The 19,980-nt window shown below is 70.3% G+C and carries 15 protein-coding genes; 9 read left to right on the forward strand and 6 right to left on the reverse strand.

The window, feature by feature from the left end:
- Nucleotides 1–5 precede the first annotated feature (5 nt).
- Genes OHS18_RS23095 through OHS18_RS23105 form a run of 3 tightly spaced genes read left to right on the forward strand, consistent with a single transcriptional unit; the run spans nt 6 to nt 3,254 of the window.
- Nucleotides 6–1,556, forward strand: a complete 1,551-nt coding sequence (locus tag OHS18_RS23095; RefSeq protein WP_328618561.1) for an acetolactate synthase large subunit — start codon at nt 6–8, stop codon at nt 1,554–1,556.
- A gap of 43 nt (nt 1,557–1,599) precedes the next feature.
- Nucleotides 1,600–2,400, forward strand: a complete 801-nt coding sequence (locus tag OHS18_RS23100) for an SAM-dependent methyltransferase (RefSeq protein ID WP_328449387.1) — start codon at nt 1,600–1,602, stop codon at nt 2,398–2,400.
- A 47-nt stretch (nt 2,401–2,447) separates the two neighbouring features.
- Nucleotides 2,448–3,254, forward strand: a complete 807-nt coding sequence (locus OHS18_RS23105) for an SAM-dependent methyltransferase (RefSeq protein ID WP_328618466.1) — start codon at nt 2,448–2,450, stop codon at nt 3,252–3,254.
- Nucleotides 3,255–3,302: 48 nt separating this feature from the next.
- Here the strand turns inward: OHS18_RS23105 and OHS18_RS23110 are convergent, their stop codons facing one another.
- Together OHS18_RS23110 and OHS18_RS23115 are read right to left on the reverse strand one after the other, a co-directional pair.
- Complete coding sequence (locus OHS18_RS23110; protein WP_328449383.1) at nt 3,303–4,718, reverse strand: MFS transporter; 1,416 nt, start codon at nt 4,716–4,718, stop codon at nt 3,303–3,305.
- A 96-nt stretch (nt 4,719–4,814) separates the two neighbouring features.
- The gene (locus OHS18_RS23115; RefSeq protein ID WP_328618467.1) at nt 4,815–5,312 is read right to left on the reverse strand and encodes a DUF3761 domain-containing protein; all 498 of its coding nucleotides are present in this window, start codon (nt 5,310–5,312) and stop codon (nt 4,815–4,817) included.
- 141 nt (nt 5,313–5,453) lie between these two features.
- Here OHS18_RS23115 and OHS18_RS23120 point away from each other — a divergent pair, with 141 nt between their 5' ends.
- The 4 genes from OHS18_RS23120 (at nt 5,454) to OHS18_RS23135 (ending at nt 10,085) form a co-directional block, all read left to right on the forward strand.
- Nucleotides 5,454–6,155, forward strand: a complete 702-nt coding sequence (locus tag OHS18_RS23120) for an MBL fold metallo-hydrolase (protein WP_328618468.1) — start codon at nt 5,454–5,456, stop codon at nt 6,153–6,155.
- Nucleotides 6,156–6,175: 20 nt separating this feature from the next.
- Nucleotides 6,176–7,234, forward strand: coding sequence for a sensor histidine kinase (locus OHS18_RS23125; RefSeq protein WP_328618469.1), 1,059 nt, complete (start codon nt 6,176–6,178; stop codon nt 7,232–7,234).
- A gap of 7 nt (nt 7,235–7,241) precedes the next feature.
- Nucleotides 7,242–7,910 carry a response regulator transcription factor gene (locus OHS18_RS23130; protein WP_328618470.1) on the forward strand — a complete coding sequence of 223 codons (669 nt, stop codon included), beginning with the start codon at nt 7,242–7,244 and terminating at the stop codon, nt 7,908–7,910.
- 114 nt (nt 7,911–8,024) lie between these two features.
- Nucleotides 8,025–10,085 carry an MMPL family transporter gene (locus tag OHS18_RS23135; protein WP_328618471.1) on the forward strand — a complete coding sequence of 687 codons (2,061 nt, stop codon included), beginning with the start codon at nt 8,025–8,027 and terminating at the stop codon, nt 10,083–10,085.
- A 76-nt stretch (nt 10,086–10,161) separates the two neighbouring features.
- On the opposite strand, the gene OHS18_RS23140 is transcribed toward OHS18_RS23135, so the two are convergent.
- A complete protein-coding gene (locus OHS18_RS23140) occupies nt 10,162–12,438 on the reverse strand; it encodes a GH92 family glycosyl hydrolase (protein WP_328618472.1) in 2,277 nt (758 codons plus the stop codon).
- Between the two features lie 81 nt (nt 12,439–12,519).
- On the opposite strand from OHS18_RS23140, the gene OHS18_RS23145 reads away from it, so the two are divergent.
- Nucleotides 12,520–12,789 carry a hypothetical protein gene (locus OHS18_RS23145; protein ID WP_328618473.1) on the forward strand — a complete coding sequence of 90 codons (270 nt, stop codon included), beginning with the start codon at nt 12,520–12,522 and terminating at the stop codon, nt 12,787–12,789.
- Between the two features lie 123 nt (nt 12,790–12,912).
- Here the strand turns inward: OHS18_RS23145 and OHS18_RS23150 are convergent, their stop codons facing one another.
- On the reverse strand, nt 12,913–15,084 hold the full coding sequence (locus OHS18_RS23150; RefSeq protein WP_328618474.1) for a 3-hydroxyacyl-CoA dehydrogenase NAD-binding domain-containing protein: 2,172 nt from the start codon (nt 15,082–15,084) through the stop codon (nt 12,913–12,915).
- Between the two features lie 8 nt (nt 15,085–15,092).
- Nucleotides 15,093–16,304 carry an acetyl-CoA C-acetyltransferase gene (locus tag OHS18_RS23155; protein ID WP_323323099.1) on the reverse strand — a complete coding sequence of 404 codons (1,212 nt, stop codon included), beginning with the start codon at nt 16,302–16,304 and terminating at the stop codon, nt 15,093–15,095.
- Nucleotides 16,305–16,452: 148 nt separating this feature from the next.
- Between OHS18_RS23155 and OHS18_RS23160 the strand changes: the two genes are divergently transcribed.
- Entirely contained in the window at nt 16,453–17,634 is a 1,182-nt protein-coding gene (locus OHS18_RS23160) for a TetR/AcrR family transcriptional regulator (protein ID WP_328618475.1), read from the forward strand.
- A gap of 28 nt (nt 17,635–17,662) precedes the next feature.
- On the opposite strand, the gene OHS18_RS23165 is transcribed toward OHS18_RS23160, so the two are convergent.
- On the reverse strand, nt 17,663–19,459 hold the full coding sequence (locus OHS18_RS23165) for an HEXXH motif domain-containing protein (protein WP_328618476.1): 1,797 nt from the start codon (nt 19,457–19,459) through the stop codon (nt 17,663–17,665).
- Nucleotides 19,460–19,980: the final 521 nt, after the last annotated feature.

Consider the following 19,980-nt stretch of genomic DNA (forward strand, 5'->3'; position numbering starts at 1 on the left):
GCGAGATGAACGGCGCCCAGTCCCTGATCCGCACCCTGGTCGACGCCGACGTCGAAGTGTGCTTCGCCAACCCCGGCACGTCGGAGATGCACTTCGTCGCCGCGCTGGACACCGTCCCGGAGATGCGGGGCGTGCTGGCGCTGTTCGAAGGCGTCGTCACCGGCGCCGCCGACGGTTACGCGCGCATCGCCGGCAAGCCCGCCGCGACGCTGCTGCACCTCGGCCCGGGCCTCGGCAACGGCCTGGCGAACCTGCACAACGCACGCCGCGCGAACACGCCGATCGTCAACGTCGTCGGCGACCACGCGACCTACCACAAGCAGTACGACGCGCCGCTCGAGTCGGACATCGAATCGATCGCGAGCTCGCTCGAAGGCTGGGTGCGCCGTTCCGAGCACACCAAGGACGTCGGCGCGGACGCCGCCGCCGCGGTCGCCGCCGCGCAGGACGCGCCCGGCCGGGTCGCGACGCTGATCCTCCCCGCGGACGCTTCGTGGGGTGACGGCGGCGAGACCTGCCAGCCGATCCCGCCGCGCGTGCCGCAGGCCGTGGACGCGACCACGGTCAAGGACGTCGCCGCGGTGTTCGGCACCGGCGAACCGGTCGCGCTGCTGATCGGCGGCGGCGCGTGCACCGAGGAAGGTCTGCGCGCGGCCTCCCGGATCGCGGCCGCGACCGGCGCGAAGGCGTTCGTCGAGACGTTCCCGTCCCGGCTCGAGCGCGGCGCCGGGCTGCCGACGATCGAGCGGCTCGGCTACCTCGCCGAGCAGGTCACCTACCAGCTCGACGGGATCAAGCACATCGTCGTCGCGGGCACGAAGGCGCCGGTGTCGTTCTTCGCCTACCCGGGCAAGCCGAGCGACCTGGTGCCCGAAGGTGCGCAGGTGCACACGCTTGCGTCCGTCGGACAGGACGTCACGCGCGCGCTGAACGAGGTCGCCGACCTGGTCGCCGCGGACACCGAGCCGGTGCTGCAGCAGGCGTCCCGGCCCGCGCTGCCGAGCGGCCCGCTCACCCCGCAGAACTGGGTCGACGTCATCGGCGCGCTGCTGCCGGAGAACGCGATCATCGCCGACGAGGCGAACACGTCCGGCCTGATGCTGCCGGCGGCGACGGCGGGCGCGCCGCGTCACGACGTCCTGACGCTGACCGGCGGCGCGATCGGCTACGGCATGCCGGTGGCGACCGGCGCGGCCGTGGCGGCACCGGACCGTCCCGTCCTGAACCTGCAGTCCGACGGCAGCGCGCTCTACACGATCTCCGCGCTGTGGACCCAGGCGCGCGAAAACCTGAACGTGACGACGGTGCTGCTCAACAACCGCGCGTACGCGATCCTGCGGCTGGAGCTGCAGCGCGTCGGGGCGCAGGGCGGCCCGAAGGCGAACGAGCTGCTCGACCTCTCACGACCGGACATGGACTTCGTGAAGATCGCGGAGGGCATGGGCGTGCCCGCGACCCGCGCGACGACCGCCGAGGAACTCGCCGAACAGCTGCGGCGCGCGTTCGCCGAGCCCGGACCGCACCTTATCGATGCCGTAGTGCCACCTTTGCTCTGAGTCCGGCTATTCTCGCCGTCACACCAGATGTCGGGAGTGGCGGATGAGCGCAGACGAACACGCGAGGCGGGGCATCGATTTCGAGCGCCCGAACGCGGCGCGCGTGTACGACTACATGATCGGCGGCAAGCTCAACTACGCCGTCGACCGGATGTTCGCCGACCAGATCCTGGGCGTGCTGCCGAACGCGCGGCACATGGCGGTGGTCAACCGGGCGTGGCTGCGCCGGGCCGTGCGGTTCGGCGCGGAGCAGGGCATCCGCCAGTTCCTGGACATCGGCTCGGGCATGCCGACGGTCGGGCACGTGCACGAGGTCGTCCAGGCGATCGACCCCGCGTCGCAGGTCGTCTACGTCGACAACGAGCCGATCGCCGTCGCGCACAGCGAGATCGTGCTGGAGGGCAACGACAACGCGGCGATGGTCCAGGCCAACGCCGAGTACGTCGACGAGGTGCTGGAGCACCCGACCACCGAGACGATGCTGGACTTCGACCAGCCGGTGATGATCATCATGGCCGCGTTCGTGCACTTCATCCCGGACTCCCGTGACCCGGCCGGCCTGATCGCGCAGTACTTGGACGCGTTCCCGCCGGGCAGCTACCTGGCGTTGTCGTCGGGCACGTGGGAAGGCCAGGGCGAGGAGTCGCAGCGTTCGGTCGCGCTGTACGAGAAGAGCGGCACGCCGCTGACCCTGCGCTCCCCCGACGAGATGCGCGCGCTGGTGAAGGGGCTCGAAATCCTGCCGCCGGGTGTCGTGTTCACGCCGGAGTGGCGCCCGGACGAGCCGCTCGAAGACCCGGCCGCGCAGTCCGGCGGTCTGTCGCTGGTGGCGCGCAAGGCCTGACGCGGGCCGGGCTATTCTCGCGTCACACTCGAGCCCGGGAGCGGCGGATGACCGAAGACGAACTGGCTAGGCGCGGCATCGACCTCGAGAAGCCGAACGCCGCGCGTGTGTACGACTACATCCTCGGCGGCCAGCTGAACTACGCGGTCGACCGGATGTTCGCCGAGCAGGTGCTGACGGCGCAGCCGAACGCGCGAGAGCGGGCGAGGCTCAACCGGCAGTGGCTGCGCCGCGCGATCCGGTTCGGGATGGACCAGGGCATCCGGCAGTTCCTGGACATCGGCTCGGGCATGCCGACCGTGGGGCACGTGCACGAAGTCGCGCAGGCCGCCGACCCGACCTCTCGCGTCGTCTACGTCGACAACGAGCCGGTCGCGGTCGCGCACAGCGAGATCGTGCTGGAGAACAACGAGAACGCGGCGATGGTGTACGCCGACGCCGAGTTCCCGGACGACGTCCTCGAGCACGACACCACCGAGATGATGCTGGACCTGGACCAGCCGGTGATGGTGGTGATGGCGCTGTTCGTGCACTTCATCCCGGACGAGCGCGAGCCGGCCCGGCTGCTCGCCGCCTACCGTGACGCGCTCGCGCCCGGCAGCTACCTGGCGCTGTCGTCGGCCACGCACGAGCGGCAGAGCGACGAGACCGCGCGCGCCGTGGCGATGTACAAGAAGAGCTCCAACCCGGTGATCCCGCGCTCGGCCGACGAGCTGCGGACCCTGGTCGACGGTTTCGAGATCGTCGACCCCGGCGTCGTGTTCATCCCGCAGTGGCGCCCGAACTCCACCGACGACATGCCGGCAGACCCGACCGAGTGCGGCGGGCTGGCGCTGGTGGCGCGCAAGAACTGACGGCGTGCGCCGCGGGTCCGGTCTCTCGACGGCCGACCGGACCCGCGCCTACGCGACGCCGACCAGAACCGGCGCCACCTTCGTCTTCGGGACCAAAGCCGCGAGTGCGACGCCGGCCAACGCGGCGCACGCCGCGACCGCGAACGTCGCGCGGAAGCCGCCCAGTGACGGCACCGCCAGGCCGCCGACGCTGATCGTCAGCTGCGCCAGCATCGCGGCCATCACCGCGCTCGAGACCGCCGTGCCGACCGAGCGCATCAACGCGTTCAAGCCGTTCGCGGAGGCCGTTTCGGTGACCGGCACCGAGCCCATGATCAGCGCGGGCATCGCCGCGTACGCGATCCCGACGCCGGCGCCGATGATCACCGACGCCGTGATGAGCTCGAGCGCGTTGTCCATCAGCACGATCGCGAACGCGTAGCCGACGGCGATCACCAGGGCGCCGCTCATCAGCGTCGGACGTGGGCCGAACCGCGCGATGAGCCGCGCCGAAACCGGCGAGAGCAGCATCATCACCAGGCCGTTCGGCGCGAGGGTGAGCCCGGATTCGACCATGGTCTGGCCGAGCCCGTAGCCGGTCGACGACGGGGCCTGCAGCAGCTGCGGGAACGACAATGCCATGGCGTACAACGCGAAGCCGACCATGATCGACGCCAGGTTCGTGAACAGCACCGGACGGCGGGAGGAGACGCGCAGGTCGACCAGCGGGTCGCGGCGGCGTAGCTGGTAGACGCCCCAGCCGACCAGGACGACGACGGCCAGCGCGGCCAGGCCGAGCGTCCGCGCGCTGGTCCAGCCCCAGGTGCCGCCCTTGACGACGGGCAGCAACAGGCAGAGCAACCCGGCGGCCAGGCCGAACGCGCCGAAGTAGTCGAACGGCGCGGGCGTGCGCAGCGGCGACTCCGGCACCACCGTGAGGATCAGCAGCGCGCAGGCCAGCCCGAGCCCGGCGGCCGTCCAGAACAGCACGTGCCAGTCGGCGTTCTCGGCGACCAGCGCCGCGACCGGCAGCCCGATCGCGCCGCCCACCCCGAGCGTCGCGCTCATCAGGGAGATCGCGCCGCCGACGCGTTCGGGCGGGAGCTCGTCGCGCATGATGCTGATGCCCAGCGGGATGACGCCCATCGCGCAGCCCTGGAGCCCGCGGCCGAGGATCTGGAACGCGAGCGCGCTGGTCGTCGCGGACACGACCGAACCGGCGATGAGCACGGCGAGGCTGATGAGGATCATCCGGCGTTTGCCGTAGAGGTCACCGAGCCGGCCGCTGACCGGCGTGATCACCGCCGCGGCGAGCAGCGTCACCGTGACCACCCACGACGCGTCGGCGGGCGAGGCGTGCAGCAGCCGCGGGAACACCGGGATCAGCGGCACGACCAGGGTCTGCATGAACGACGCCACCAGACCGCACGAAGCGAGGACGACGACGATCGCGCGGCCGGGCCCTTCGGGACGGGACACCACCACACCCCCAGATGTGTAGTTAGTACGCATCATGCAACTTCATGCACTGTACCTACGCACTGGGGGATTCCGATCCATTCGTGCTCGATGCCGTACATCTCACAACCAGGTGCGCACCCCGCCGTGCCCCGAGCAGGTGCCGGAGCGGTGCTGGCTGTAGCTGTAGCTGCCGTCGTTGCAGATGGCGGTCGCGCCGGACGGGTTGTCGCTCGGCCGGTGCACGCAGTTGCCGTCCGAGTTCCGGTAGTAGTCGGCACCGCACGCGGCAGGTTGCGGCGCGGGCTTGGCCGTGGTCTTCGGCGCCGGGGCTTTCGCCGCGGTCGTCTTCGGTGCGACGGCCTTGGGTGCGACGGCCTTGGGCGCGACGGTCTTCGGCGCGGCCGTCGTGGCGACCGGCACGTCGGAAGTGGTCGGCAGCGCGGAAGTGGTAGCCGGCGCTTCGGTCGTGACCGGAACGGAATACGTCGGCGTCGCGTAGCTCGATGTCGTCGGCGCGATCACGCCGACGTTGCCGGTGTCCTTGAACTGCTGCGGACCCGCGCCGCAGCCTGCGACCAGCAGTCCCGCCGCCAGGATCAACCCGAGCTTCTTACCCACAAGTACTCCTTAGCCACGCGAACCGATGCCGCCTAGTCGGTGGCCGGAAACCGTTTGTTACAAAGAAAATCGCAAGCGAACTCCGTTATGCTGTGAGCAAATCCCGCCCCGCGCGCACGCGCTCACCCCTAATCTCACGGCATGGAGCTCGTCGAGATCACCCCGCGGCTGCACTTGATCCGGGACGCGTTCGTCCAGGCCTACCTCTGGCAGGACGACGACGCCCTGACCCTGATCGACACCGGCCTCGCCGGCTGGGCGCCCGGCATCGCGGACGCGATCCGCTCGGCCGGGCGGGAACCCGGTGAGCTGCGCCGGATCGTGCTGACCCATTACCACTCCGACCACGCGGGCGCGGCGGCCGACATCCGCGCGTGGGGCGGGATCGAGGTGCTCGCCCACCACGCGGACGCGCCGGTGGTGCGCGGCGAACGGCCCGCCACCCCGCCGGTGCTGCTCGACTGGGAGCGTCCGCTGTACGAGCAGACCGGCGCCGAGACCAAGGGCCTCACCGGGCCGCCCTGCGCCGTCGACCGCGAACTCGCCGACGGCGACGAACTCGGCTTCGGCGGCGGCGCGAAGATCCTCGCGATCCCCGGGCACACCGACGGCAGCATCGCAATCCACCTCCCGGAGCACGGCGTCCTGTTCACCGGCGACTCGGTCACGCAGATGGAGGGCGCCGCCATGCCCGGCGTGTTCAACACGGATCGCCCGCGCCTGCTGGAGTCATTCCGCAGGCTGGCCGCGCTGGACGTCGAAATCACGTGCTTCGGCCACATGGATCCGTTCACCGAGCACGCCGGCAAACGCTTGCGCGCCGCTCTCGGCGGGCTGGCGTGAATCCGTCCTAGACTCGCCGGATGTCCTGGTTACGGCGGTACGCCGCCGAACTCGCGGTCACCGTCGCGGTGCTCGCGGGTTCGCTGTTCGCCGTGCTGAGTGACACGGCGGAGCCCGGGAACCACGTCGTGCTCGGCTGGGTGCTGACGATCGCCTGCTGCGCCGCGCTGTTCCTGCGCCGTCGCTACCCGCTGGGTGTCGCCGGGTTCGCGCTGGTCTGCTGCGCGCTCTACTACCCGCTCACCGATCCGGACGGCCTTGTGCTGCTGGCCTTCGCCTACACGCTCTACACGGCCGCGGCGGCCGGCCGGATCCGCGGCGCCGCGCTGCTGGTCGTCGCGGCGATGGCGGGCGTCGTGGTCGGCGAGATCAGCTCACGGACCGGGCGGCACGTCGACAACTTCGCGTTCTTCCTGATGACCGGCTGGTTCGTCGCGCTGGTCGCGGGCGGCGCCGTCGCGCACTTCCGCGCCGCGGCCGAACGCACCAAAGCCGCCGAAGCGCGGACCGACGAGCGCCTCCGCATCGCGCGCGAGCTGCACGACGCGCTGGGCCACCACCTCGCGCTGATCAACGTCCAGGCCGGCGCCGCGCTGCACCGCCGGGATCCGGAGCAGTCCGAAGAAGCCCTCGGCGCGATCAAGGACGCGAGCAAGACGGCGTTGCAAGAGCTGCGCGCGACTCTCGGCACGCTGCGCCAGACCGGCGTGCCCACGCTGTCCCGCGTCGCGGAGCTGGCCGAATCGGCCGGCGCGTCCGGGCTGACCGTGCGCACCGAGATCGACGGCGTCGCCCGGGACCTGCCCCCGGACGTCGAGCACGCCGCGTTCCGCGTCGTCCAGGAAGCTCTGACGAACGTCGCGAAGCACGCCGACGCGACAGCCGTCGTCGTCCGGCTGGGCTACGGCGAAACCGAGCTGTCCGTCCAGGTCGACGACGACGGCCGCGGCGGCACCGCCCCGGCCGGCGACGGCATCCGCGGCATGACCGAACGCGCGCGGGCCCTCGGCGGCGAAGTGACCGCCGCGCCGCGCGAAGGGGGCGGTTTCCGGGTGCGCGCCCGGCTGCCGGTGCGATGATGGGCCGATGATCCGGGTCCTGCTCGTCGACGACCAGCGGCTCGTCCGCGCCGGCTTCCGGTCCATTTTGGACGGCGAGGACGACATCGACGTCGTCGCCGAAGCCGCCGACGGGCACGAAGCCCTGCAGGCCGCGCACGACCACCGCCCGGACGTCGTGCTGATGGACATCCGGATGCCGGTGCTCGACGGCCTGGCCGCCACCCGGCACCTGCTGGCAGACCCGGCGCTGTCCGGTACCAAGGTCGTCATCCTCACCACGTTCGACCTCGACGAAGACGTCTACGGCGCGCTTCGCGCGGGTGCGAGCGGGTTCCTGGTCAAGGACACCGAACCCGCGGAGCTGATCCACGCCGTGCGCGTCGTCTCCCGCGGTGACGCGCTGCTGGCGCCGTCCATCACGCGACGGCTGATCTCCGAGTTCGCCGCGCGCGTCACCCGCCCGGCGACGGCCCCGGCGCTCGACCGGCTCACCGACCGCGAGCGCGAAGTCCTGTCCCTGGTCGCCGCGGGCCTGTCGAACGACGAGATCGCGCGCGAGCTGACACTCAGCCCGGCGACGGCGAAGACGCACGTCAGCCGCATCATGACCAAGACCGGCACTCACGACCGCGCCCAGCTCGTCGTGCTCGCCTACGAGTCCGGCGCGGTGACGCCGCGCTGGCTCAACCCCTGAGCCGTACTCCCGCGGGAGTACGGGAAAGGCCTTAAGGGACACCGCCGGGAGCACGCGAAGTGCCCTCCGGAGCGCGACGCGGAGTAGGCCCGCACTCGCGGATTCTTGTCCACCATGGACACCATCACTCGCACCTCCGGCGGCCGGCTGGCGCGTCTCGCCGGCTGGGCGCAACGCCACCGGTGGCTCGCCGTCGCGCTCTGGGCCCTGGTCCTCCTCGGCGTCACGTTCACCTCCCGGCTCACCGGCAGCGCCTTCCACGACGACAACTCGCTGCCGGGCACCGAGTCGCAGCAGGTCGTCGACCTGCTGAAGACGACCGCGCAGTCCGGCGCGAACGCGCAGATCGTCTTCAAGTCCGACAGCGGGCTGCCCGCCCGGCGTGCCGCGGTAGAAAACGCTCTGGGGAATGTCCGATTGCTGCCGCACGTGCGGTCGGTGACCGGCCCGTTCGAGAGTGCGGCGACGCTGTCGCGGGACAGCCGGATCGGCTACGCGACCGTCACGTTCGACGCCGCGTCGGCCGACCTCCCCTACGACGACATCGTCAAGGTCGTCGACACCGCGAAGCAGGCGAAGGACGTTCAGGTCGCGCTCGCCGGTGACCCGATCAAGCGGGTGGCCGAGGGTGGCGGGCCCGCGGAAGGTGTCGGACTGCTCGCCGCGCTGGTCGTGCTCGTGTTCCTGTTCCGCTCGCTGCTCGCGGCGGGGCTGCCGGTCATCACCGCGGTGTTCGCGGTCGGCAGCACACTGGGCGCGATCACGATCGTCTCGCACTACGTCGACATCGCGAGCTACACGTCCCCGCTGATGATGCTGGTCGGGTTCGGCGTCGGCGTCGACTACGCGTTGCTCATCTTTTCCCGCTACCGCAGCGAAATCCTGGCCGGCCACGATCGCGACGCGGCGGCGCGGCGCGCGCTCGACACCGCCGGGAGGTCGGTGCTGTTCGCCGGGACGACGGTGATCATCGCGCTGCTCGGCTTGCTCGCCCTCGGGCTCGGCGGGCTGCGGGGTGTCGCGCTGGCCGTCGCGCTCACCGTCCTCATGACGATGCTCGCGTCGGTGACGCTGCTGCCCGCGTTGCTGTCGTTGTTCGGCAAGCGGCTCGAACGCGGCATCCGCAAGCACGCCGAAAGGCGCGAGCACGGCAAGGCCTGGCGGCGGCTCGCCGACGGCGTCCAACGGCGTCCGGCAGCCCCGCTGGCGATCGGCCTGCTCGTCCTCGTCGGACTGTCCCTCCCGGCCGCGGGCACGCGGCTCGGCTTCGCCGACTCGGGCACCGACCCCGCCGGGTCGACGACGCGCGAGGCGTACGACCTGATGGCCGAAGGGTTCGGGCCGGGCTTCAGCGGGCCGCTCGCCGTCGTCACCGAAGACGGCGACCCCGTCGCGCTGCAGCAGCGGCTCGCGTCGACACCGGGCATCGCCCGCGCGCTGCCGCCGATGGGCCTGACCGTGCTCGCGTTCCCGACGACGTCCCCGCAGGACGAAGCGACCGCCGACCTGGTGACGCGCCTGCGGACCGAGGTCCTGCCGTCCCTGTCCGGCCACTACCTGGTCGGCGGTTCGGTCGCGGCCGCGACGGACTTCGCCGACGCCGTCGCCGCTCGGCTGCCCCTGTTCGTGCTGGTCGTCGTCGGGCTTTCGGCGTTGCTGCTGATGGTCGTGTTCCGGTCGATCCTCATCCCGCTGAAGGCGGCGCTGCTGAACCTGCTGAGCATCGGCGCCTCGCTCGGCGTGATGACGCTGGTGTTCGGCGACGGCTGGCTCGGCGCGCAGTCCGGCCCGATCGAGGCGTTCGTGCCGGTGATGATCTTCGCGATCGTGTTCGGCCTGTCGATGGACTACGAGGTGTTCCTGGTGTCGCGGATGCACGAGGAGTGGCGGCGCACCGGCGACGCGCGGCTCGCGGTGCGCGAAGGCCTCGCCGCGACCGGCGGCGTGATCACCGCCGCCGGCGCGATCATGGTGCTGGTGTTCGGCGCGTTCCTGCTCGACCCGTCGCGGATGCTGGCGCAGTTCGGGCTCGGCCTCGCGGTGGCGGTGCTGCTGGACGCGCTGGTGATCCGCTGCCTGCTCGTCCCGGCGATCATGCGCCTGCTCGGCGCGCGGGCCTGGTGGCTGCCTCGCTGGCTGGACCGCCGGCTCCCGCACGTCGCGCTGGAACCGTGAGTCGCTTCGCGGCGGTCTAGGCCCGGGCGGCGCGCCCAGGCCTTGGCCCGCTGCATTCAGCCTGATCGGGTGACGGTCAGCTCCCCCACGTCGTCGGCGTCTCGGACAGGCGGAAGTCCAGGGAACCGCCCGTGTGCAGGAAGGACTCGTCGAGCTTCCAGTCCCGCTGCGGCCGGCCGGCCCTGCGGACGTCCGCGACGTACTTGCCGCTGCCCGACGTCGTGATCCGGATCGGGGCCCCGGCCGCCGGGCGGATCACGGCGCTCGGGAACAGCGGACTCGACAGCAGCAGCTCGCCCGACCCCGGCGTGCGCGGGTAGATGCCGAGCGCGGCGAAGACGTACCAGGCGGACATCGTGCCGAGGTCGTCGTTGCCGGGCAGGCCCGACGGCCCGGTCCCGTACACCCCGTTCACCAGCTGCCGCACGGTTTCCTGCGTCTTCCACGGCTGCCCGAGCTCGTTGTAGAGCCACGGCGCGTGGATGTCGGGCTCGTTCGTCGGGTCGTACTTGAGCGGTCCGCCACCGCGCAGCAGCCAGTTGCCGTTCGCGTCGTGGAAGAAGCCGTCGAGGCGGGTGACGGCGGTCGTCTTGCCGCCCATCGCGTCGGCGAGACCGGAGACGTCCTGCGGGACCATCCAGGTGTAGGCCGCCGCGCTGCCCTGGGCGAACCCGCGGTCGCTCGCCGGGTCGAACGGCGTCACCCAGCCGCCGTCGACGTTGCGCGCCTGCATGTAGCCGGTCGCCGGGTTGTAGAGGTTGCGCCAGTACTCCCCGCGCGCGTGCAGCTCTGCGGCTTCGTTCTCGCGACCCAGCAGCTCTGCGAAATGTCCGATTGCGAAGTCGGCCACGGAGTCTTCGAGCGTCTCCGCGGCGCCGCCCCAGCAGTGGCAGACGTCGTTGGGCGCGTAGTGCGAGGTCAGGTACTGCGCGAGGTTCGGGCGCTGGCCGACGCACTGACCGGGGCAGCCGCCGTCCTGCAGGCCTTCCGGCCGCGGCACGGTCGCCTGCTTGTACAGCGAATCGAACGCGCCGCGGTAGTCGAAGTTGCGGACGCCCATCGCGTAGAACGTCGCGAGCGTCGCCGCCGTCGGGTCGCCGGTCATCACGTGCGTCGCGCCGTTGACGTGCACCCAGCGGTCCCAGACGCCGTCGTTCTGCTGCGCGTAGTTGTAGAGCGACTGCGCGAAGTTCCCGGCGACGCGGGGTTCGAGCAGGGCCAGGAGCTGCACCTGTGCGCGGTACTGATCCCAGCCGGAGAAGTTGGAGTACTGCGCGTCCTGGCCGCGGGCGACGCGGTGGGGTTTCCGATCCATCCCCAGGTACTGACCGTCGACGTCGCTCACGAGGTTCGGCTGCTGCAGGCCGTGGTAGAGCGCGGTGTAGAAGGTGATCTGCTGGTTGGCCGTGCCGCCGCTGACAGCGACGCGGTTCAGCTCCGTGTTCCACGCGTGTTTCGTCTCGGCGGCCACGCTGTCGACCGTGGACCTCGGCGGCTGCTCGGCCCGCAGGTTGCGCTCCGCGCCTTCGAGCGAGACGTACGAAATCGCGATCCGCATGGTGACCTTGCTGCCGGGCGCGAAGGTGACGTACCCGCCGGAGCCTCGGCCCGCGCGGTCGCCGCCGGTCGCGTAACCCTCACCGCCGGTCTGGTCGAGCCCGCCCGGCTGCAGCGTCGCGTCCTTCCACGTCCCGGTGCCGGCGAACGGCTGGTCGAACCACGCGGTGAAGTACAGCCGGTAGTAGGACTTGCGGTTGTTGACGCCGCCGTTCGCACGGCGGCCGCAGAACGCTCCCGTGAGCACGGACCCGGTGACCTCGCGGTTCGCCGGGTCGAGGTGCGTCTCGGCGTCCTCGCTGCCGTTGAGCGAGTTCGACGTCCGGAAGAGCAGGTTCGCGGGCTTGCCCGCGGGGTACCGGAGGGTGCCGAGCGCGGTGCGTTCGGTGGCCGCCACGTCGGTGGTGACGCCGTTCGCGAGCCCGAGCTTGTAGCGCCCCGGCGTCGCCGATTCGTCGGCGTGGCTGAAGTTGCTCGCGTAGATCGCGTCGGTGGTGTCCGCGGTCGGCGACGACGTGACGTCGCCGGCGAAGGGCAGGATCGGCACGTCCCCCGCGGCGCCCGGGTTGCAGCCCGCGCCGTTGACGTGTGTGAGGCTCAGGCCGCGGATCCGGGTGGTGTCGTACTGGTAGCCGTTGGCGGCGCCGGTCGACGTCTGGTCCCCGCGCGTGCTCGTGGGACTCCAGGCGAGCATCCCGAACGGCGCGGTGGCCCCGGGGTAGGTGTTCCCGTCCCCGGCGGAGCCGATGAGGGGATCGACGTAGTCGGCAGGGCTCAGGCCGGCGGCGGCTGACATCGTTGTCAGGCTGAGGCGAACAGGACGGCGGCGAGGACCACCGTGACGGAACGGCGCATGGGCGGAGATTAACCGCGTCCGATGGCCTTTGGGCGAACTGGAGCGGACAAACAGGCGGACACGCCCGCATCTTGCCCGCCGGACTCCCGACGCGGCTGCAGGTTTCACCTTCGCCGTCCTGACACCTCCTGGCCATCGCCGTCGCCGCTCGATCAGCACCACCAAGCCGCATGCATCGACATCGACATCGACGACGACGCTCGGGGCACCGCGGTCAAGCTGGTGAAGCTCGACGACCCCGCCCCTGCGCTCCTCGACCTCTGCAACCGGACGTTCACCGACGTCGAGTGAGGCAACACGCGCGGAACCACCTGGAAGACCGAGGCCGACCTGGCCACGGGCATAAACCTGGTCGTCAGATAACGCCGGAGGCCGCCACCGGGAACACCCGGTGACGGCCTCCGACGTCAGCCCTTATTCGTAGATCTCGCCCTTGGCGGCCTTCTCCACCAGCGAAGCCGGCGGCTCGAAGTGGTCGCCGTACCGGGCCGCGAGCTCACGTGACCGGTCGACGAAGCCCTGCAGGCCACCCTCGTACTGGTTGATGTACTGGATGACACCGCCGGTCCAGGCCGGGAAGCCGATGCCGAAGATGGAGCCGATGTTGGCGTCGGCCACCGACGTCAGCACGCCCTCGTCGAAGCACTTGACCGTCTCGAGCGCCTCGGCGAACAGCATCCGCTCCTTGAGGTCCTCGAACGGGACCTCGGCCGAGCCGGACTTGAACGCGTCGCGCAGGCCCGGCCACAGCCCGGTGCGCTTGCCGTCCTCGCCGTACTCGTAGAAGCCGGCGCCCGTCGAGCGGCCCTTGCGGTCGAACTCGTCGACCATCCGGTCGATGACGCCTTCCGACGCGTGCGCCTTCCAGGTGCCGCCCGCGGCCTCGATCGCCTCGCGGGTCTCCTTGCGGATCTTGCGCGGCAGGGTCAGCGTCAGCTCGTCCATCAGCTGCAGCGGCGGCGCCGGGTAACCGGCCTGCGAACCCGCCTGCTCGATCGACGCCGGCTCGACGCCCTCGCCCAGCGCGGCGACGGCCTCGTTGATGAACGTGCCGATGACGCGCGAGGTGAAGAAGCCGCGGCTGTCGTTGACGACGATCGGGGTCTTCTTGATCTGCAGCGTGTAGTCGAAGACCTTCGCCAGCGTCGCCGGCGACGTCTTCTCGCCGCAGATGATCTCGACCAGCGGCATCTTGTCCACCGGCGAGAAGAAGTGGATCCCGATGAAGTCCTCGGTCCGCTGCACACCCTCGGCGAGCGTGGTGATCGGCAGCGTCGAGGTGTTGGAGCCCAGCACCGCGTCGGCGTTGACGACGCTCTCGATCTCGCCGAACACCTTGTGCTTCAGCTCGACGCTCTCGAACACGGCCTCGATCACGAAGTCGACACCCGCGAAGTCGGCGGGGTCCGCGGTCGGCTTGATCTTCGCGAGGAGCGCGTCCGACTTCTCCTGCGTCGTCTTGCCGCGCGAAAGGGCCTTCTGCTCGATCTTGGCCGCGTAGCCCTTGCCCTTCTCGGCCGCCTCCTGCGAGACGTCCTTGAGGACGACGTCGATGCCGGCCTTCGCCGACACGTACGCGATCGCGGCGCCCATCATCCCGGCCCCGAGCACGCCGACCTTCTTGGCCGTGTACTTCTCGAAGCCGTCCGGCCGCGAGCCGCCGGAGTTGATGGTCTGCAGGTCGAAGAAGAACGCCTTCGTCATGTTCTTCGAGACCTGGCCGGTGGCGAGGCTGATGAAGTAGCGCGTCTCGATGGTGATCGCGGTGTCGAAGTCGACCTGCGAGCCCTCGATGGCGGCGGCCAGGATCGCCCGCGGCGCCGGCATGTTCGCGCCCTTGATCTGCTTGCGCAGGTTCGCCGGGAACGCGGGCAGGTTCGCCGCGAAGCTCGGGTTGGACGGCGTGCCGCCCGGGATCCGGTAGCCCTTGACGTCCCAGGGCTGTACGCCGCCTTCGGGGTTGGCCTTGATCCACGCCTTCGCGGCGGGGACGAGCTCCTCGACGGTGTCGACGACCTCGTGCACCAGGCCCAGCTCCAGCGCCTTGCGCGGGCGGTGGCGCTGGCCCTGCAGCAGGACGTTCAGCAGCGCGCTCTGGATACCCAGTAATCGGACAGTGCGCACAACGCCACCGCCACCGGGCAGCAGGCCCAGCGTCACCTCGGGCAGGCCGATCTGGCTGCCCTTGGCGTCGGCGGCGATGCGGTGGTGCGTCGCCAGCGCGATCTCGAGGCCACCGCCGAGCGCGGCGCCGTTGATCGCCGCGACGACCGGCTTGCCGAGCTGCTCGATCCGCCGCATCTGGCCCTTCATCAGGCCGGACGACTCGGTGAACTCGACCGCGTTCTCAGGCTTCGCCTGGATGAGGTCGTTGAGGTCGCCGCCGGCGAAGAAGGTCTTCTTCGCCGAGGTGATGACGACGCCGGTGATGGCGTCCTTCTCGGCCTCCAGCCGGTCCACGGTTACGCCGAGCGACTCGCGGAAGTCGGCGTTCATGGTGTTCGCCGACTGCTTCGGGTCGTCGAGGGTCAGGGTGACGATGCCGTCTTCGTCCTGCTCCCAGCGGATGGTCTTGCTCTCAGCCATTAGTGTCCTCACACCCGCTCGATGATGGTGGCGACGCCCATGCCGCCGCCGATGCACAGGGTCACCAGGGCGCGGCGCGCCTGGCGGCGTTCGAGCTCGTCGACCACGGTGCCGACCAGCATCGCGCCGGTGGCGCCGAGCGGGTGGCCCATGGCGATCGCGCCGCCGTTGACGTTGACCTTCTCCTCGTCGAGGTGCAGGTCCTTGATCCACTTGAGCACGACGGACGCGAACGCCTCGTTGAGCTCCCACAGGTCGATGTCCTCGGGCTTGAGGCCCGCGGTCTTCAGGACCTTCTCGGTGGCCGGGGTCGGGCCGGTGAGCATGATCGTCGGCTCGGAGCCGATCGACGCGGTCGCCACGATCCGGGCGCGCGGCGTGAGCCCGAAGGTCTTGCCGATCTGCTCGGAACCGACGAGCACCAGCGCGGCGCCGTCGACGATGCCGGAGGAGTTGCCGCCGGTGTGGACGTGGTTGATCTTCTCGACCGAGTGGTACTTCTGCAGCGCCACGGCGTCGAAGCCGCCCAGCTCGCCGATGCCCGCGAAGGCCGGCTTGAGCTTGCCGAGACCCTCGACGGTGGAGCCGGGACGGCGGTGCTCGTCGTGGTCCAGGACGGTCACGCCGTTGATGTCCTTGACCGGGACGACGGACTTCGCGAAGTAGCCGCCGGACCACGCCGCTTCGGCCTTCTCCTGCGAGCGCACGGCCCACGCGTCGACGTCTTCGCGCGAGAAGCCCTCGATGGTCGCGATCAGGTCGGCGCCGGTGCCCTGCGGGACGATGTAGTTGTCGTACGCGGTGGCCGGGTCCATGAACAGCGCGCCGCCGTCGGAGCCCATCGGCACGCGCGACATCGACTCGACACCGCCGGCGATGATCAGGTTGTCCCAGCCGGAACGGATCTTCTGCGCGGCGGTGTTGGTGGCTTCCAGGCCGGAGGCGCAGAAGCGGTTGAGCTGCACGCCCGCGACGGTCTCGGGCAGGCCCGCGTTCAGCGCGGCGGTGCGCGCGATGACCGCGCCCTGCTCGCCGACCGGCGAGACGACGCCGAGCACGACGTCGTCGATCACGGCGGGGTCGAGGTTCGGGTGACGGACCTTCAGCTCTTCGATCAGGCCGACCACCAGGTCGACCGGCTTGGTGCCGTGGAGGGCACCGCCCTTGTTCTTGCCGCGAGGCGTGCGGATCGCCTCGTAGATGTAGGCCTCGCTACTCACTGAACACTCCTCGCGAGCGGGTGGGACGTCTTCGTACCGTGACCGATGATACCGGCCAGTAGTGCTAATGACCATTAACATATCGCCGGATAACCCCATGGTGTCAATGGGTTGCCTGTGTGCCGTTAGCCGCTATCGTCGACTCACTATGACCGACTCCGTGCGCGCTGTGCGACCGCGCGACCGCAAGGCCCAGCTGGCCGCGGTCGCCGCGGAGCTGTTCCGCGCGCGCGGCTTCCCGGGCGTCGGCATCAAGGACATAGCCGACGCGGCAGGCGTCACCGGCCCGGCGTTGTACCGGCACTTCGCGGACAAGCAGGCGATCCTCGCGTACGTCGTCCTCGGAGGTTTCGAAGAGCTGGAAGCGGCGACGGCTTCAGCGCTCTCGGACTCGGTTCCGCCCGTTGACCAGCTGGAAGACCTGCTCGGCCGGCTCGCGACGCAGGCCGTCGAACGCCGGGAGATCGCGGCGCTGTGGCGCTGGGAAGGCCGTCACCTCCCGAAGGAAGACCAGCGGGAGATCGCCCGCCGGTCGACGCTGGCGCTGGCGTCGTGGTCGAAGGCGCTGCTCGTTCAACGCCCGGAGCTACGGGCCGAAGACGCCGAGCTGCTGTGCTGGGCGGCACTGTCGGTGTTCGGCAGCGTGTCGGTCCACCACACCGCCGTGGCCCGCCGTCGCTTCGCTCAGTTACTGGTCGAACTGGCCCTCGGTGTGCTCAACGCCACACTCCCGACGCCCACCTCGCCGCCCTCGGACACACCCTCCTTGCGCCTGGGCACGCCGTCCCGCCGAGAGCAGGTCCTGGCGGAGGCCACGGCCCTGTTCGCCCAACGAGGCTTCCACGACGTGAGCATGGAAGACATCGGCGCGGCGGCGGGCATCGCGGGCCCCAGCGTCTACCGCCACTTCCCGAGCAAGGCAGCCCTGATGGTGGCGATCAGCCACCGAGCAGCCGACCGCCTGGCCCTGGCGGCCGAGCAAGCCCTGCAGGCCCCGGACGAGCCGGCGGCATTGCGCCGGTTGGCGGCGTCTTACGTACACACGATTCTGCACACGCCGGAACTGCTGGTCTCGTTCTCGGCGGACCGGGTGACCATGCCGGAGCGCGACAAAGCCGACCTCCTGCGGGTGCAGCGCGATTACGTGGCCCAGTGGGTCACACTGCTTTCGGCAACCCACCCCACGCTCCCTCCACGCGAGGCGAAGATAACGGTCCACGCGGCCCTGACCATCGCGAACGACCTGGCCCGCACCCGCCGGGTAGCCACCCGCCCCCACTTCGAGGCCGAACTGACAACCCTGCTGCACACAATTCTCGCCGTCGCCTGACGGCGCAAAGCCTCATTCCCCGGCCTGCTCAGGCCGGCCCTTCGCCGATCCAACCGGCCAGCTCGTCGACGGCCGGCGACTTTCCCGCATCGCGCAGCACACGGTGCACTGCGCGGACCAGCTCCGGCACTCCGAGTAAGGCGCGCGTAGCCGGCCCGGCCGGCAGGGAAAGGCCGAGGCCGATCAACGCCGCGGCGTGCTCCGGATCCTGGTCGAGCACGGCGCGGTAGGCGGTTCGGGCTTCGTCGTCCAAGCCGGCGATCAATCGGTGGTCGCCCTCGAGCGCGCCCGGCACCTGCGACCACACCTGAGACAGCCGGCGTTCGCCGTCCCGGCCGAACCGGACCCGGATCAGATCGGCACGGGCGTTCACCCACTCCCCGTCCGAAACGGTGTCAAGACGGCCGCCCGGCGCCACCCGCGGGCAGGGCTCGCCGCGCAGCCAGGCCTGCGCGAGGTCCGCGGCCACGTCCGGCTCAGGTCGGATGTGGCGAAGCCGCCAGCCGGCGTAGTGGTCCGCGGCCAGCTTCTCCGCCCAGTGCACTGCTTCGGGGGCGCCTGGTTCGGACTGCCACGGGCCGAAAACGGCGGCGAGTTCGTCCAGGAACCGCCGTCCCGCGTCGGTCAGGGCGGTGTCGTTCCGGATCGATTCGAGGGTCTGCCAGGTCTGCGCCCGCCAGTGAGCGAACTCGAAGGCGGCCAACCGGTCTTCCGGGTGCGCCCGTGACAGCGCCCGCCAGAAGGCCGAAACGCCGAAAAACGCGTAGACCCCGTGGACCAGGCCACCGAGCGGGCGCGGATCTTCCCGCCACGGGGCGTAGAGCCGTTCAGTGCGGTCGTCGTCGTGCAGCCGCGCCAATTGCAGCAGGCCACCCAGCCGGATGTGCTGGAACTCGTGCACCAGGGCCGCGGCGAGGGTGGCGGGCTCTTCGGCCTCAGGCCCGGCGATGACCGCGCTCCCAAAGGCTTCGCCCGTCGATGCGCTGGGGAGCCGGAACGGAACGGCCGGGTTCGGCACGATCGACGTCAGACCTGCAGGCAGGATTTCCGCGTACTCGGGTAGGTGGTCGACGATCAGCCGCCACGCTTCGCCGAGCAGGTCCCGCCAAGTCGCCGCTTCGTCGTCCGTCAGCCGGTCCGGAGGAATCGGGTGGTAGAGGCCGCGATGCGGGTCCAAGTCGTCGAGCCGCAGCGCCAGAACCCGGCCATCGGCCTCGAAGCGAAACTCCCGGAGGGGACTCCAGGCCGCCGTACCAGACGCGGCCTGCGAGCGATCACCGCTGATCGTGAAAGACCCGGCCGCCCCACGTACTCCAGCGGTCGTGAACCCACCGCCTTCGGCCAGCCGAGCAGCGCCCAACGTCGGCAGCACGACGATATCGTGCCAGACCGGCACCCGGATGGTGAACTCCAGGCCCGCGTGGATCGCCGCGGCCGCGGCCAGGGTATGGAGGTAGCCGTAGTGGACCCAGAGCGGACACTCGCCGGTCAGTCCCTGCTCGATCAGGCGGGTCGTATACCCCGCCCAGCTCCCCGTGTACGGGTGGGCGATCACCCGTTCGAGCGCATCCGGCTCGGTTTCCTCAGCCCGGACAAGCAGATCCCAGGCTGCTTCTACGGAGGTGAGCGGGCCCGTCACGCCCTCGTCCGCTTCCGCCAGGTTCACGAGACCGGACAGCAGAAGCAACCGGCGGCTGCGATCAGCGCTGCGCAGCACGCTCCCGACGCTCGTCCCACCGGCGCCGACGGCCAACTCGTCGAAGGTGTCCCAGGAAACCCAGTGCAGGTCCGGAACGGACGTCACATGATTCTTCGTGTGCATCATGAGGTCTTCGGAGCGCTTTCAGTCGACGCGTTTGGCGCCGCCGCTGCCACTCGCGGTCACCGGGATGTGAGCGGTCCGGTCCGCGGCGTGACGAATCGAACGCCCGAGCACAACAGCGTCGAGCTTCCGCAGTTCGGACAGGGAGACAGAACTCAAGTCGAGGAGTTCGGATCTTATGCCCGGTAGCTCGCTGCTACCCGGCGATCGCGTAGCGATGTTTTTCTCCTCGTACTCAAGAGTTGACAGAAGAAGGGGCGCGTAAAGCTAGCACGGCCGCAGGGCCGCTACTCGACAAGCGAGGTTAGCCGTGTTGCTTGCTGTCGCTGATGCCGAGGTGAACAGTCCGTTGCCTCATTGACACTTTGTCAATAGCGTTGGTCCATGCCCGGGGGCGACGGCAACGCTCGTTGACACATCGACGACGAGACCAAAGCCCCGCCAGAGGCGCAAGGTCACCATCTGCGCCAACTCGAACTCGAAAGGAGACAGGGGTTGTCGTCATGCGTGAGCAATGTGGACCG

The sequence above is a fragment of the Amycolatopsis sp. NBC_00355 genome (assembly GCF_036104975.1).
Classification (GTDB): domain Bacteria; phylum Actinomycetota; class Actinomycetes; order Mycobacteriales; family Pseudonocardiaceae; genus Amycolatopsis.

Coding starts and splice junctions, on each gene's coding strand:
- OHS18_RS23095 (WP_328618561.1), top strand. CDS start 6: ATGAACGGCGCCCAGTCCCTGATCCGCACCCTGGTCGACGCCGACGTC.
- OHS18_RS23165 (WP_328618476.1), bottom strand. CDS start 19,459: ATGATGCACACGAAGAATCATGTGACGTCCGTTCCGGACCTGCACTGG.
- OHS18_RS23105 (WP_328618466.1), top strand. CDS start 2,448: ATGACCGAAGACGAACTGGCTAGGCGCGGCATCGACCTCGAGAAGCCG.
- OHS18_RS23160 (WP_328618475.1), top strand. CDS start 16,453: ATGACCGACTCCGTGCGCGCTGTGCGACCGCGCGACCGCAAGGCCCAG.
- OHS18_RS23125 (WP_328618469.1), top strand. CDS start 6,176: ATGTCCTGGTTACGGCGGTACGCCGCCGAACTCGCGGTCACCGTCGCG.
- OHS18_RS23120 (WP_328618468.1), top strand. CDS start 5,454: ATGGAGCTCGTCGAGATCACCCCGCGGCTGCACTTGATCCGGGACGCG.
- OHS18_RS23150 (WP_328618474.1), bottom strand. CDS start 15,084: ATGGCTGAGAGCAAGACCATCCGCTGGGAGCAGGACGAAGACGGCATC.
- OHS18_RS23130 (WP_328618470.1), top strand. CDS start 7,242: ATGATCCGGGTCCTGCTCGTCGACGACCAGCGGCTCGTCCGCGCCGGC.
- OHS18_RS23145 (WP_328618473.1), top strand. CDS start 12,520: ATGGCCTTTGGGCGAACTGGAGCGGACAAACAGGCGGACACGCCCGCA.
- OHS18_RS23100 (WP_328449387.1), top strand. CDS start 1,600: ATGAGCGCAGACGAACACGCGAGGCGGGGCATCGATTTCGAGCGCCCG.
- OHS18_RS23135 (WP_328618471.1), top strand. CDS start 8,025: ATGGACACCATCACTCGCACCTCCGGCGGCCGGCTGGCGCGTCTCGCC.
- OHS18_RS23140 (WP_328618472.1), bottom strand. CDS start 12,438: ATGTCAGCCGCCGCCGGCCTGAGCCCTGCCGACTACGTCGATCCCCTC.